This is a genomic window from Bacillus cereus group sp. N14 (genome assembly GCF_016483555.1).
Classification (GTDB): Bacteria; Bacillota; Bacilli; order Bacillales; family Bacillaceae_G; genus Bacillus_A; species Bacillus_A wiedmannii.
On sequence record NZ_JAEHBQ010000032.1, the window covers coordinates 18,472 to 32,131 of the forward strand.

A 13,660-nucleotide genomic window follows, 5' to 3' on the forward strand; every position below is an offset into this window, starting at 1 on the left:
TTACGTTTGTACTTGATCATAATAATGAATTCTTTTATATACAACTTATATAAGTATTAAGGTGTTTTTCTCGTTCTAAATGAAAGATCTTTACGTCGATATACACTCAGCACGATCCCCATTATAAGCGCATGAAATACAGTCGGCGTTAATCCGTAGCTAATAAACGGTAAGGATATAGCAGCATGCGGCAATAATCCTAGTATCATTCCAACATTATAAATGAACTGGAATACAAAAAGAGTCACTCCACCAACGAGCAGCAATTTACCGTACCGATCATTTATTTTATAAGATATAACTATTAATCTTGCTGCAAAAAGAGAAAGAACGAAGACAAGAATGAGCGCAAGCCAATACCCATAATAGTAAGTCAAACTAGCAAATACAAAATCAGTATCTCCAGCAGGGATGAACCTTGTATCTCCAGCTGTACCAAACCAACCTGCTGACGACATTATCTCTTTTAAACGTATATACATAAACCCTGCGCCACGTGCATCACGCTCTGGATTTATATACCCTAAAAATCTCTCCAAGTAGTATCTTTTTGCTGAGGCCATGGAAAAGGATACCTTAATAATAAATAAACAAATGGGTACAACCGTAATAATCAATGCCTTTTTCTTTCCTAACTTACTCCACCAAAGCATAACGAATACCATCGTGATATAAATAAACATTGTTGCAATATCTGATCCAAATAAAAATAAATACAAAGAAAATAAATATAAAACCACAAAGTATCTAACTTTCAACCTACTATTATTGAAAAAAGAAGCCCAAGCTAGAAAAAAGAACGGCAATACCATTAAACGCCCAATTGCAACTGGACCAATTTTTATTAATGGTTCTCCATTCACGTAAGCACTCGGAAAACAATTTAATATTAACAAGATAAGTACACCAATTGTATAAAACAGCCACCCGAATCTCTCTAGCTTCCGGTAATCAAGTAGCATCATCACTACAACTGTTGCAATACCGAGAATAACAGATATCACCTTATTCATTAGTAAGTCATTCATATGTCCAAAAGCCAGAACCGGTAAAAACCCTAACCCCATAGCAGCCACCAATAAAATAAGTAAAAACCAATCCACCTTTGGCTTATGAAGTTTATTAAGTTCTTGCCCTAGTTTAATCGGACTTCCCATTTGTTCAACAGCCTTATCTTCAGCAACTTCCTCACTTAACCCTTTTTCTATCCACATATTCTTCGCCTGTTTTAAGTGAAAATTTAGTTCAGTTGCTACTAAGTCCTTCGCTTCTTTTGATTTAATATGGTTCGTAACTTCCTTTAAAAAACGCTCCCCTTTTTTGTTCAATTTTTTCTCACTCCTGTACTAAGCCTTTTAATATAAATCGTGCCTTCGTAGCATTCTTCTCTGTCTTTCGTAGCATCTTGTTTCCTTTATCATTTAATTGATAATATTTAGCTCCCGCGTGATCCCAGCTAGATTGGATAAAGCGATTCTGTTCTAGACGATGTAATAAAGTGTATAGAGACCCTTCATCACCTTCGAATTTTTGAATCCCTCTCCCACGCAGTAACTGCATCAATTCATAACCTGTTTTTTCATTCATAAGAAGTTGCAACACTGCTAAAAGGATATCTTCTTCCTTTTCGGACGATTGATTGATTTTTTCACGCACCCGCTTTCGATGCTGATCAGAAAAACTCAAATGTTGAAACGTTGTATTCTCCATTGATTTTCGCAGGCCTTTTAATCGATCTTCCATTTGATTATTCCTCCAATCCTTTCTTCAAAAGCTCCTTCGCTTTTTTCAATCTCGTTTTTATCGTATTTTCCTTCACTTCTATTACCGTAGCAATCTCTTTAATTGATAATTCTTCATAATAAAATAGATAAATGACTTCTCGGTATTTTATCGGTAAATTCATTACCGCAGAAGCGAGCTCACGGTCCTCCGCATTTTGAATGACAGTTTGTTCGACACTATCATTTTGAACCCCCATATAAGCAGATTCATCCTCTGTCACGATCACCTTTTTGTTATACCAACTTTTTATATAGTCCTTACATTGATTAATCGCAATTCTCCATAACCACGTTTTTACATTCGAATTCCCTTTATATGTATGAAGAGATTTATAGCATTTCACAAATATATCTTGCATTAAATCCTCCGCAACCTCTTTATTATTCACATATGAATACACAAGCTGCAGGACTTCTTGTCCATACTTGTTCATTATTTCGTCGATAAGGAGTTCCTTATCTTCTATTTCAAACGCTTCTATCGTTAATTCATCCACATCATTTCCTCCTTCCCATATATTAGACGACGCACTGTATGGAAAAGTTTTATAAATTCATAAAAAAATACGGATGGCAATGTCCATACCGTTTTTTATGAATGTTTATTTGCTTATTGTCCCCACGCACTAATGCTCTGCTTAAAGACAGGAATTTTCATCCATATGTCTTGTTCCCTATTTTAAAACATAATACAATTAAAATGTAACTTAATAAGCTATAACTAGTAGGTGTGGCAATCATCTCTTCCATTTTGAAAAAAAGGGGGGAGGTGATAAAATGATCGCGATGTTTGTAATCAAATTAGTGTATGGTATCCTAACCGGAGCTGGCGTTGTCATCGGTAGAAGATACGTCGGTCCTTGGCTAATTTCTGTATACAAAAAAGCGAGAACCACCCTGCTTCGTGGAAAAGGTAAGGGCGGTTCTCGGCTAAAACGTTAATGTAATTGTCTTATAACCGCACCTACTACCACCACAATAGCAAGTTAGGTTACACAAGGCAGAAGTTTCTCAGGCTTCTGTCTTCTTTATTTTATGCAAAATTCATACTATATACTCTATCATCATTGTAACACATTTTATTTATTTTTAGTCAAGGTAAAAACCACCTGAAGGGGTTCTCTTCAGGTGGTTTTTACGCTAACGCAGCTGCCTGCTCTTATTGATCTAGACTTTTTCTAGTTCAGCTGTGCCGCTCTCATCATTTATAGCACCAATAAAGACGGATTATGTACCAGCTTCATAACAGTATGAGTAAACAATGAACAACACCTATTACGAATATAAAAAATCCTCTCACTATATAGTACCTATGTTTTCAGCAATACTCTATTACCATCAAACTAAATTTATATAATTTAAACTACAGAATAGCAAGCTAATTTTCAAATATCTTCTTGCGCATTATCCTAAATTTATTATCTATTTGTATCATGCTTATAAATAAAAGATATCCTACCGACGCACCGAGCATATTTATAGCAATCCGCCACACATCAAAAACATCAGACAAAGTTAGTAAATGTAATATCTCCCAAACAAGAAAGGTCATAACATACCACTTACGAGCTTTCTTATAGTTAGTCACTTTATTAATCAGTACTGGAACGAAAAATCCGAATGGAACTACTAATATTATATGTTGTAAAACGTTTAACCAATAAGTTGAGTTTCCCCAAGGACCTGGATGCGCAATAAAATCTTTAACTTGCCAAAGTGTTATTCCAAAAAGTTGTAATAACGTTTCTAAATCAGATATATGTAAAAATTGCCGCCAAAATTCAATGGGATGATAGACAGTCCCACCTGTCAAACTGCGAACAGAGTCAAATGTAGAAGTTGAAATAAATGTTCCTAAAAAGACAATAAAACAAATCATTATATAAGGAATACATAAAATTTTTGATAATACCTTTAATGGCCTAGGAACTTCGTATACCGATTTATTAATCTCTACGCCAATAACTTTTGATTCTCCAAAACTTTGAATCGCTTTATAAATCGCTTCTTTTTCATTCATACCTTGTTCCATATATTCTTCTTTCAAGCTGTTCAAGTGATCATACATTTCTAGAAATAACTCATCCTGTTCAATATCACTAAGTTCTGAGTAAGCTAAAATAGACTTAATATACTCATCAAATTCACTCATAAATAACTCCTTTCTGACAAGATTGAATTAATGATGTTACACGCTCCCAAGAGTTCACTTTCTTCTGCAATTCTTTTTTCCCTTTATCTGTAATAGTATAGAATTTCCTTTTCATCCCATTCTCAGATTCATTCCAATAAGATTCAAGAAACTCCTTTTTCTCTAATCTCTTTAAAGCAGGATACAAAGTTCCCTGCCCCATACTATACAAATCTTCACTTGCATCCTTTAAACTTTGAGCTATTTCATATCCATATGTATCACGTTTTGCAATGATAGAAAGTAATAAAATATCTATACTTCCCTTCAAGATTTCTTTGTCCAACAATACCACCTCCTTACGTACATCGTATAACAACATATGTCGTTATGCAACATAGTTAGAAAAATAACCCATAAAAAAACCACCTAAAGGCTCCCCTTCAGGTGGTTCTCTATTTTATGCTAACGCAGCTGCCTGCTCTTGTTGATCTACAGGAATTACAGCGTCTGTTAATGCTTTTTCTAGTTCAGCTGTGTATTTCATTTGCTCTTCTTTGCTCCAGCCTAGTTTCGCAGCCATGTAGTTGATTACTGCTTCTTTCCACTCGTATACCCAGTGGATATTGAAGAATACAGCGCCTCTGCGGCGTACGAAGAAGTCAACTGGTTTTGCTGTCATTTCGTAATCCATTGCGTATACAAGTGGGATTAGAACGTCTAGCGGCATGTTGTATTCTTTCGCTTCGTCTTTATGTTTTTTCGCTAAGTCGAATAGTACGTCTACGTTAGAGCCGTAGAATTTCGCGAATTCTTCTGCTTGTGCTTTCGTTAAACCAGATTTCGTACCCTCTTCTGCTTTTTTCGCAACGAATGCTGGGAATCCATGTGAACCATCTACATGTCCACCAGAGATTGGCATGTGTTTCGTGTCGCTCTTCGGATATGCACTATGACCTTCTTTTTGTAGTAAGTTCGTTACGTAGTCCACTACCATTTCAGCCATTTTGCGGTATCCTGTTAATTTACCACCTGCAATTGTAATTAAACCAGATTCAGAAGTCCAAATTTCATCTTTACGAGAAATTTCAGATGCGTTTTTACCTTCTTCGTAAATTAACGGACGTACACCAGCCCAGCTTGATTCAACATCTTTTTCTGTAATTTTCACACTTGGGAACATGTAGTTAATCGCATTAATGATGTATGTGCGATCTTCTGTTGTCATGTGTGGTACAGCTGCATCTTTATCATAGAACGTATCTGTTGTACCTACGTATGTTTTTCCTCCGCGAGGAATCGCGAACACCATACGTTTATCTGGTGTATCAAAGTAAATAGCTTGCCCTAACGGGAAACGTTTTTGATCAATTACTAAATGCACACCTTTTGATAACTGAAGTACTTTCCCTTTTTTCGAGTTATCTTTTTCACGAAGTGTATCTACCCAAGGACCAGCTGCGTTTACAATTTTCTTACCGTAAACTTCGTACACTTCGCCATCTAGTAAATCGATTACACGTACACCACATACTTTTCCATCTTTATATAAGAAACTGTCTACTTTTGCGTAGTTAACAGCTTTCGCACCATGCTCAATTGCTTCTTTCATTACTTCGATTGTAAGACGTGCATCGTCTGTACGATATTCTACGTAGTAGCCGCCGCCTTTTAATCCTTCTTTTTTCACAAGAGGCTCTTTGTTTAATGTTTCTTCACGGTTAAACATTTTTCTGCGCTCGCTTCGTTTTACACCTGCTAAGAAGTCGTATACACGAAGACCAATTGATGTACTGAATGATCCGAACGTACCGCCTGTATGGAACGGAAGTAACATCCACTCTGGTGTTGTTACATGGGGACCGTTCTCATATACGATCGCACGCTCTTTCCCCACCTCTGCTACCATTTTCACTTCAAGTTGTTTTAAATAACGTAGACCACCGTGTACAAGCTTCGTTGAACGACTTGATGTACCTGCTGCAAAGTCCTGCATTTCAAACACAATTGTTGATAACCCGCGTGTTGCCCCATCTAATGCAATACCAGAACCAGTAATACCTCCACCAATTACGATCACATCTAACTCTTGTTTATTTACTCCGTTTAATACGTCTTTACGTTGTTTACTTGAAAATTTCATGGTAATTCCTCCCTTTGATAACGAAAAAAGAGACCACGAACTCCGCTATAGATTTCGCCTCTATAGCGTGTTGTGGTCTCTCCAAATCTCCTACCGAATTATTAACTTGTCACCATTATAACACTGTTTATGATTATTTGAAAGCTTTTGTTGCTTCAATTGCTTTTTTCCATCCAGCATATAGCTCTTCGCTTGTTTCCGCTTCCATCGTTGGTTCAAAGCGTTTGTCCATATGCCACTGTTCTTTAATTTCATCTTGGTTTTTCCAATACCCAACCGCAAGACCAGCTAAGTACGCTGCACCTAAAGCTGTCGTTTCATTGATCACCGGACGCTCTACAGGAACGTCTAAAATATCACTTTGGAACTTCATTAAGAAGTTATTTTTAACTGCTCCGCCATCAACGCGTAATGTTTTCAGTTCAATACCTGAATCTGCTTCCATTGCGCATAGTACATCTTTCGTTTGGTACGCTAAAGATTCTAGTGTTGCACGAATGAAATGCTCTTTCGTCGTACCGCGCGTTACACCAAACATAGCGCCGCGTACTTCACTATCCCAGTACGGTGTACCTAAACCTACGAATGCTGGTACAACGTATACACCGTCAGTTGATTCAACGCGAGAAGCATATACTTCACTCTCACTTGCATCTTTAAACATGCGCATTCCGTCACGTAACCACTGAATTGCAGAACCTGCTACGAAAATACTTCCTTCTAATGCGTAGTTTACTTTACCATCTATACCCCATGCAATTGTTGTTAATAGGCCGTGCTCAGAAGCTACTGCTTTTTCACCTGTGTTCATTAACATGAAGCAACCAGTTCCGTACGTGTTCTTCGCCATACCTTCACCGAAACAAGCTTGTCCAAATAATGCTGCTTGTTGGTCACCAGCTACACCTGCAATCGGTATATTTTGACCGAAGAAGTGATAATCAATTGTTTCTCCATATATTTCAGATGATGGACGTACTTCTGGAAGCATGCTCTTTGGTACTGTTAACATGTCTAGAAGCTCATCATCCCACTGTAAGTCGTGAATATTAAACATTAATGTACGTGATGCATTTGAGTAATCCGTTACGTGCGCTTTACCGCCAGACAATTTCCATACAAGCCACGTATCAATCGTTCCGAATAATAGATCGCCGTTTTCTGCTTTTTCTCTTGCACCTTCAACGTTATCTAAAATCCATTTTACTTTCGTGCCAGAGAAGTATGCGTCAATTAAAAGACCTGTTTTTTCGCGAACCATTTCGCTATAACCTTTTTCTTTTAGCTCATCACAAATTTCAACTGTTTGACGAGATTGCCATACGATTGCGTTGTAAATTGGTTTTCCAGTCGTTTTATCCCACACAACCGCTGTTTCACGTTGGTTCGTAATACCGATACCAGCGATTTGTTCTGGTTTTACATCAGCTTCGCTTAAGCAAGTTGCGATAACTGCTAAAATAGATCCCCAAATTTCTTGTGCATTATGCTCTACCCAACCTGGCTTTGGAAAATGTTGTGTAAACTCTTTTTGAGCTGAATGAACAATTTCACCTTTTTTATTGAACAGAATTGCGCGTGAGCTAGTTGTTCCTTGGTCTAAAGAAAGAATATATTTTTTCATATCGGTTTCCCCCTATGCTACTTTTCTACTATTTGTATTGCTTTCACTTTTTTTACTTGTCATATAAGAGATTGCTAGTACAATCACAGTTGCAATAATCACATAAATAAGTGCTGCATTTTGTTTTCCTTCAAATACAACTTGATGGAATAATCCTGCAAGTGATCCACCTAAAATTGGACCAACTACTGGAATCCATGCATACTTCCAGTTTGAACCGCCTTTTCCTGCAATCGGAAGGAAGAAGTGTGCGATACGCGGACCTAAATCACGAGCCGGGTTAATCGCGTATCCTGTTGTTCCACCTAATGATAAACCAATACTTACAATTAAGAAACCTACGATAAATGGATTTAAACCATCTGCAAATTTATTTGCTCCAATTGCTAATATACCAAATACTAAAACGAATGTTCCAATCATTTCACTTAAAAGGTTTGTAAATGTGTTCGGAATTGCTGGACCTGTTGCAAATACACCTAACTTTGTTCCTGGATCTTCTGTTTCTTTCCAGTGTGGTAAGTAATGTAAATATACAAGAACTGCCCCGATAATTGCCCCAATCATTTGTGCTGCGATATACATAGGTACGTCACTCCATGGGAACGCTCCCTTAAAAGCAAGTCCTATCGTTAAAGCCGGATTTAAATGTGCCCCACTAATTGATCCAACCGCATACGCTGCCATAGCAACCGCTAAGCCCCAGCCCATTGTAATGACAATCCAACCTGAATCTTTCGCAAACGATTTCTTTAAACTTACACCAGCGCAAACGCCGCCACCAAGTAAGATTAACAACGCAGTCCCTACTAACTCTCCTAAAAATGCTGACATAGTATCCCTCCACAATCAATTTAAACGCTTCCAAATGTGATAGAGGTAAAATGAATGGCCATTCGTTTTTGTCAAAAGAAAAAGACCCACAGCTTTGCACGCTTCTATATAAGTTTATATAGAAACAATGAAATGTGGATCTCTACTTTTCTCCGTCACGTTTATTAACTTGTCTATAATGTTAACCTCTCATGAAAGCGGTGTCAACAGAATTTTTTCACATTTTCGTCACTTTTTTTGGTAATGTTTCCATAGTTCTTTTTTCGATGTCGTAATTGCTGTCGCACCAGCATTTAAAGCTCTTTCAACATCCTCCACAGTACGAATGAAACCACCTGCTAAAATCGGTACACCAGTACGCTCTTTCACTTCAGCGATAATGTCCGTCATTGCCCCTGGAAGCACCTCTATATAATCTGGCTTCGTCTTTTCTAAAAGATTGCAACTCTTCTCCATTGCACTCGAATCGATTAAAAAGATACGCTGAATTGCCACAACACCTTTTTGCTTCGCCTTCATAATTACGCTCGCCTTTGTCGAAAGTAACCCGTATGGTCTAAATTCCTGGCATAAATACTCCGTCGCATGCCCATCACTCTGCAAGCCATGAATTAAATCCACATGTAAAAACACCTTTTTACAATATTGCTTCGCAAGTGATATAACACTCTTCAATTGACCGACATGAATATCTAAAATAACGATATATTCATACGAACTATGTAGTAACTTCTCCAAATCTTTAATTTGCCTCACTGCCGGCAAAATCTTTTGTTCATGAAATTCCATTCTATATGTCCCCTTCTTTATGTCATCCTATCCTTTATAGTACACAATTTAAGTGAAAAGAACAGCTAGTGTCGGGGATTTCTTTCAAAACTTTCTCTTACCTATATATTTTCTTCAACTTATCAGATCCCATACCACCTATAACCATTAATAAGAGCGGTAAAAAATTCATTACATACGGTGCATCCACTATAATTGTAATGCTCGCTCCTGCAAACTTATTTAACATCCACACAACGATTTTTGTAACAAATAAAAATACGCCCATCATAAATAAGCTATCAAAAAACACCTTCCATTTTGGATACGCCAACTGCTTACTATCTTCAATAACTTTCTGTGTCAACTCTTCATCACTCCTTAGCAACTCATCAATCGTAATACCGAACAGATCGCTTAAATGAATAATAATTTCAATGCTCGGATAGTTCTTTCCCGTCTCCCATTTAGAAACAGACTGCCTACTTACATGAATCTTTTCAGCCAAATCATTTTGCGACCAATTTCGTTTTTCTCGTTCTTCTTTTAAACGTTCACTAAAAATCATACTGTGTTTATCACCTCTCTATGTCTAGTATGGTCAAATAAATGATGAAGAGTAAAGCGAGTTATCGTTGCGTAGGTTGTGCAACTTGTGCGTTACAGGTTGTAATGGTGCTATTTCATATGCTATGCGATGTAGGTTTCATATATTTTTCTTCTATAATAATTTCCCGAACAATAATACAAAGAACCGATACTGGTAAAGACTAAATGAGGCATAAAAAATATGCTACCCTTTCTTATCATTCTCCAGAAAGAATAACGTAAATATTCATTTTCAAACCTTTTCATCAAAAAGAAAAGAAGCTAACAATACATTGTTAACTTCCCCGCTGAAAGCAAAATAGTATTTTTCCTTATCTTCTAATATCTAGGTTGTGATTGAATATTTGTAAGATGAACATCATACATATCAATGATTTCAAGAAATCTATCAGCTTCACGGAAAACATGGTCTGCTAATAATGGATGGATGATACTCTTTATTTTGCATTGCTCAATTAAATCACGTGCTGTTTTCTTAAAATCCCGAAGAGATGTAACCGACACACGATTTTGATCTAAAAATTGATCTAAAAGAGGGACTGTTTGGGATTGTGGTTTCATAGATTCTAAGTCAATTGCTTGATACATTAATGCATCAAAATCATTGCTAAAATTCCGCGCTGTATCTACAAGCTTTCTTTCTGATGGATCAAGAAGATGACCAATAAATTTAGCATGGTCTGCCATAATCCTTAAAAAGAAAACATTTTCTTTAATAATAGCATCAGGAAGAGCATCTAATTTCCCTTCATTTAATTGTATTAAACGTTTTCTAAAATAATCAGCTTCCCTACTCGTATGGTCAACTAACAATGGAAAGTTATTTTGTCCTGGCAATTTACATGTGAGAATTAATCCTAAAATTTTTCGTTTAAATCCCCAAATATTAGTTGCGGCTTGTTGTACTTCTGCATTAAATCTTTTTATTTGCTCAGGATCTGTTTCATTTGTATAGGAATGTGCAATTTGTTCGATATGTTCAAACAATCGATAAAATTGATTAGCCTCTTCGATTAGTTGAGTATCCTCACATCTAAACCCTAAGCGAAGAAAAAAAGAATGCTCCTTCATGATTCTAGACCAAAAACGAATTTCATTTAATGAACGCTCAACAAACATTACAGATGTAACACCTGTATCAGGATGTAATGATGTTTCATCCCTATGCATTGTTAATCCCCCCCAGTAAATATCGCGCTAGTTCCATTCTTATGAGAAAAAATATATATAAATACCATCAGTAAAAGTTCATGATGAATTTCGTATACATGCTCTCCAAAAAGAAAAAAGCTATCACCTAGATGTAAAGTTTTACTAGATGATAGCCTTTCAACATTTCTATTAAAGTAATACAGAATCTTTATCACTATCCTGATTACGTTTCTCTCGCTCTTCTTCTAAGCGCTTCATATACACTTCGCCTTCTTTTTCAATAAACTCATTATCCATATCTTGCTCTTTTTTTGAAGTATATAAAACCATGTAGCCACTTAATACGATCCCAACAATTACAAGATACACCCACCATGGTAAAGTTTCCACTGTACTTCATTCCTTTCCTTAGACAAGCCTTATTAGTTTCACTGTATGAGGAAAGAAGTGCATTTATGCTTAAAATTTTATTGTGGATTCTTCGCGAAGAACGCTTGTACATACTCCATAAACTCAATTGGTTCCTGGCGAAACGGCGCATGATATCCTTTTTCAATAATATGGAACGTACTATTTGCAAATAGCTGGTGATACAGTTCACCATTTTTCCAGGAAACGCTCTTATCGTGTCGTCCCCATATAATTAAAGTCGGCACCTTAATTTTATCGGCTTCCATCGCAATGCGGCGCTCTCTCATTTTCGTCAGTTGATCATAATGCTCTTTATCATCGCGACTATTTTTCACTGCATTTTTATTGTAATCTGTAATCTCTGTTACAGTTTGTAAGTCCGTTGATAGCGGCGGCACTTCATAGCTTTCTTTTTGCTGGAAAGACTCGATCCCTGTAGAATCCGCTAAAACGAGATGCGTTACTGCATCCGGATATAAATACGCTAAATTTAGAGACATCTCTCCGCCCATCGAATGACCAAGTACTGCGAATTGATCGTATCCGAGTTTCTTCATTAACTTATAATATAAATTCACTTGCGCAGGAAACGAATACTGAAAATCAACTGGCTTAGAAGAACGTCCAAACCCTAAAATATCAACCGCAATAATCGTATGGTCTCGTGCAAGTTCCGGATAAATATCACTAAACCCATCTGAAGAACCACCAAATCCGTGAAGCATAAGTAAAGGCGGCTTCCCCTCACCAATTTGCTTAAAATAAATCGTCTGTCCATCAATTTGCGCCATACTCTCTTTCGTATGCAGCTTCATCATAACAGTATCCTTCACTTCTCCAACCTTCGCAATCGGCTTATCAACGAAGTTACATACGATAAGTAAAACAAGCACAATACCGCTAATGAAATAAAACTTAAACCGTTTCAACATTCCCGTCTCCTTTCTCTTGTTGCTATTTAAAGTTTTTACATTATTTGGTTTTTTTATGATTAATTTTAATTGTAACTATAACAGTTACAATTATACTAAAAAAATATTACTCACTGCCATTGTTAAAGATTACTTTGTAACTATTATAGTTACATATAAAAAGTAAGTCAATTATTTTATTCAATATACTTATAAAGCGAAAATAAAAAAACAAGTATTTTTAGCTATCAGCCAAAAATACTTGCTCTCCTACTTATTACCTCTACTTTTACTCTTTAATAAATTCCTTTGTACTTCTCACTGTATCGATTGGACGAACTAATTTTTCGATTTCTTCACGTTTTGGCTCTAGGAATGGAGGTAATGATAACTTTTCGCCAAGTGTTTCGTATGGCTCATCTCCCATAAATCCTGGGCCGTCTGTTGCAAATTCAAATAAAATTTGTGGTGCAACTCTTGCGTATAATGACTCGAAGAAGTGACGGTCTACATAGCCAGATGAAGGAAGTCCAACGCTACCGATTCTCTCAATCCACTCTTCTAATACAGCGCGATTTTCTACGCGGAATGCAGCATGGTGCACTGTACCAAAACCTTGTCTTGCTTCTGGAAGAACTGTATTATGTTCTACAATGACAGAAGCACCATTTCCACCTTCGTTTACTTCAAATAAATAGAATTCTCCTTCTTGCGCAACCTCTTTAAATAATAGAACTTTTTCTAACACTTCTTTAAAGAAACTAAAGTTCGCGATTCGAATAAATACAGGTCCTAAACCAGTAATTGCATATTCTAATGGAACTGGCCCGTTTTGCCACGGTGTACCTGATTCGATCCCTTTATCTAATTCATCAGATATTAATTGATAGTGTTGATCATCGAAATCAACGAAAGAAAGAGTTTTCTTACCAAATTGCTCTTTAATGCCTGTATGCTCCACTTCAAGACGGTCAAAGCGTTTTACCCAATACTCTAATGCTGCATCAGTTGGAACACGGAATGAAGTTTTTGAAATTTCATTTGTACCGTGTACTCCTTTTGGAATACCTGGGAAGTCAAAGAATGTCATATCTGTTCCTGCACTACCTTTATCATCTGCAAAGAATAAATGATACGTTTGAATATCATCCTGGTTTACTGTTTTTTTAACTAAACGCATTCCTAAAACATGAGTGAAAAATTCATAGTTCTTTTCTGCACTACTTGTAATCGCTGTAACGTGGTGAATTCCTTTTAATTGGTTCATTTTATATTCCTCCAGTGGTTTTAAGT

At 36.6% G+C, this 13,660-nt stretch carries 15 protein-coding genes; 1 reads left to right on the plus strand and 14 read right to left on the minus strand.

Going from position 1 to position 13,660, the window contains the following annotated elements; translation table 11 throughout:
- Nucleotides 1-56: 56 nt before the first annotated feature.
- The 3 genes from JDS82_RS26980 to JDS82_RS26990 are packed head-to-tail and all read right to left on the minus strand — an operon-like array spanning nucleotide 57 to nucleotide 2,281.
- Nucleotides 57-1,328, minus strand: coding sequence for an FtsW/RodA/SpoVE family cell cycle protein (locus JDS82_RS26980; RefSeq protein WP_199714224.1), 1,272 nt, complete (start codon nucleotides 1,326-1,328; stop codon nucleotides 57-59).
- A 7-nt stretch (nucleotides 1,329-1,335) separates the two neighbouring features.
- On the minus strand, nucleotides 1,336-1,743 hold the full coding sequence (locus JDS82_RS26985) for a PadR family transcriptional regulator (protein ID WP_199714225.1): 408 nt from the start codon (nucleotides 1,741-1,743) through the stop codon (nucleotides 1,336-1,338).
- 4 nt (nucleotides 1,744-1,747) lie between these two features.
- Nucleotides 1,748-2,281, minus strand: a complete 534-nt coding sequence (locus tag JDS82_RS26990; protein WP_075310486.1) for a sigma-70 family RNA polymerase sigma factor — start codon at nucleotides 2,279-2,281, stop codon at nucleotides 1,748-1,750.
- Nucleotides 2,282-2,561: 280 nt separating this feature from the next.
- On the opposite strand from JDS82_RS26990, the gene JDS82_RS26995 reads away from it, so the two are divergent.
- On the plus strand, nucleotides 2,562-2,726 hold the full coding sequence (locus JDS82_RS26995) for a hypothetical protein (RefSeq protein WP_000561154.1): 165 nt from the start codon (nucleotides 2,562-2,564) through the stop codon (nucleotides 2,724-2,726).
- Between the two features lie 436 nt (nucleotides 2,727-3,162).
- On the opposite strand, the gene JDS82_RS27000 is transcribed toward JDS82_RS26995, so the two are convergent.
- The 11 genes from JDS82_RS27000 to JDS82_RS27050 all read right to left on the minus strand — a co-directional run bounded on the left by JDS82_RS27000 (nucleotide 3,163) and on the right by JDS82_RS27050 (nucleotide 13,634).
- On the minus strand, nucleotides 3,163-3,936 hold the full coding sequence (locus JDS82_RS27000; RefSeq protein WP_048567002.1) for a VanZ family protein: 774 nt from the start codon (nucleotides 3,934-3,936) through the stop codon (nucleotides 3,163-3,165).
- Complete coding sequence (locus tag JDS82_RS27005) at nucleotides 3,929-4,261, minus strand: PadR family transcriptional regulator (RefSeq protein WP_046957114.1); 333 nt, start codon at nucleotides 4,259-4,261, stop codon at nucleotides 3,929-3,931. The genes JDS82_RS27000 and JDS82_RS27005 overlap by 8 nt, the downstream gene beginning before the upstream one ends.
- A 114-nt stretch (nucleotides 4,262-4,375) precedes the next feature.
- Nucleotides 4,376-6,058, minus strand: a complete 1,683-nt coding sequence (gene glpD, locus JDS82_RS27010; RefSeq protein ID WP_199714226.1) for an aerobic glycerol-3-phosphate dehydrogenase — start codon at nucleotides 6,056-6,058, stop codon at nucleotides 4,376-4,378.
- A gap of 133 nt (nucleotides 6,059-6,191) precedes the next feature.
- Complete coding sequence (gene glpK / locus JDS82_RS27015; protein WP_000759998.1) at nucleotides 6,192-7,682, minus strand: glycerol kinase GlpK; 1,491 nt, start codon at nucleotides 7,680-7,682, stop codon at nucleotides 6,192-6,194.
- 12 nt (nucleotides 7,683-7,694) lie between these two features.
- Nucleotides 7,695-8,516, minus strand: a complete 822-nt coding sequence (gene glpF / locus JDS82_RS27020) for a glycerol uptake facilitator protein GlpF (protein ID WP_098275824.1) — start codon at nucleotides 8,514-8,516, stop codon at nucleotides 7,695-7,697.
- Between the two features lie 228 nt (nucleotides 8,517-8,744).
- Nucleotides 8,745-9,305, minus strand: a complete 561-nt coding sequence (gene glpP, locus JDS82_RS27025; protein ID WP_199714227.1) for a glycerol uptake operon antiterminator GlpP — start codon at nucleotides 9,303-9,305, stop codon at nucleotides 8,745-8,747.
- A 97-nt stretch (nucleotides 9,306-9,402) separates the two neighbouring features.
- Nucleotides 9,403-9,852 carry a helix-turn-helix domain-containing protein gene (locus JDS82_RS27030; protein ID WP_199714228.1) on the minus strand — a complete coding sequence of 150 codons (450 nt, stop codon included), beginning with the start codon at nucleotides 9,850-9,852 and terminating at the stop codon, nucleotides 9,403-9,405.
- A gap of 359 nt (nucleotides 9,853-10,211) precedes the next feature.
- Complete coding sequence (locus JDS82_RS27035) at nucleotides 10,212-11,063, minus strand: DUF2935 domain-containing protein (RefSeq protein ID WP_199714229.1); 852 nt, start codon at nucleotides 11,061-11,063, stop codon at nucleotides 10,212-10,214.
- A gap of 171 nt (nucleotides 11,064-11,234) precedes the next feature.
- Nucleotides 11,235-11,435 carry a sporulation YhaL family protein gene (locus JDS82_RS27040; protein WP_000449223.1) on the minus strand — a complete coding sequence of 67 codons (201 nt, stop codon included), beginning with the start codon at nucleotides 11,433-11,435 and terminating at the stop codon, nucleotides 11,235-11,237.
- A 77-nt stretch (nucleotides 11,436-11,512) separates the two neighbouring features.
- Nucleotides 11,513-12,385 (minus strand): alpha/beta fold hydrolase, encoded by an 873-nt coding sequence (locus JDS82_RS27045; protein WP_199714235.1) that lies wholly within the window; start codon nucleotides 12,383-12,385, stop codon nucleotides 11,513-11,515.
- Nucleotides 12,386-12,656: 271 nt separating this feature from the next.
- A complete protein-coding gene (locus JDS82_RS27050; RefSeq protein WP_016089023.1) occupies nucleotides 12,657-13,634 on the minus strand; it encodes a ring-cleaving dioxygenase in 978 nt (325 codons plus the stop codon).
- Nucleotides 13,635-13,660: the final 26 nt, after the last annotated feature.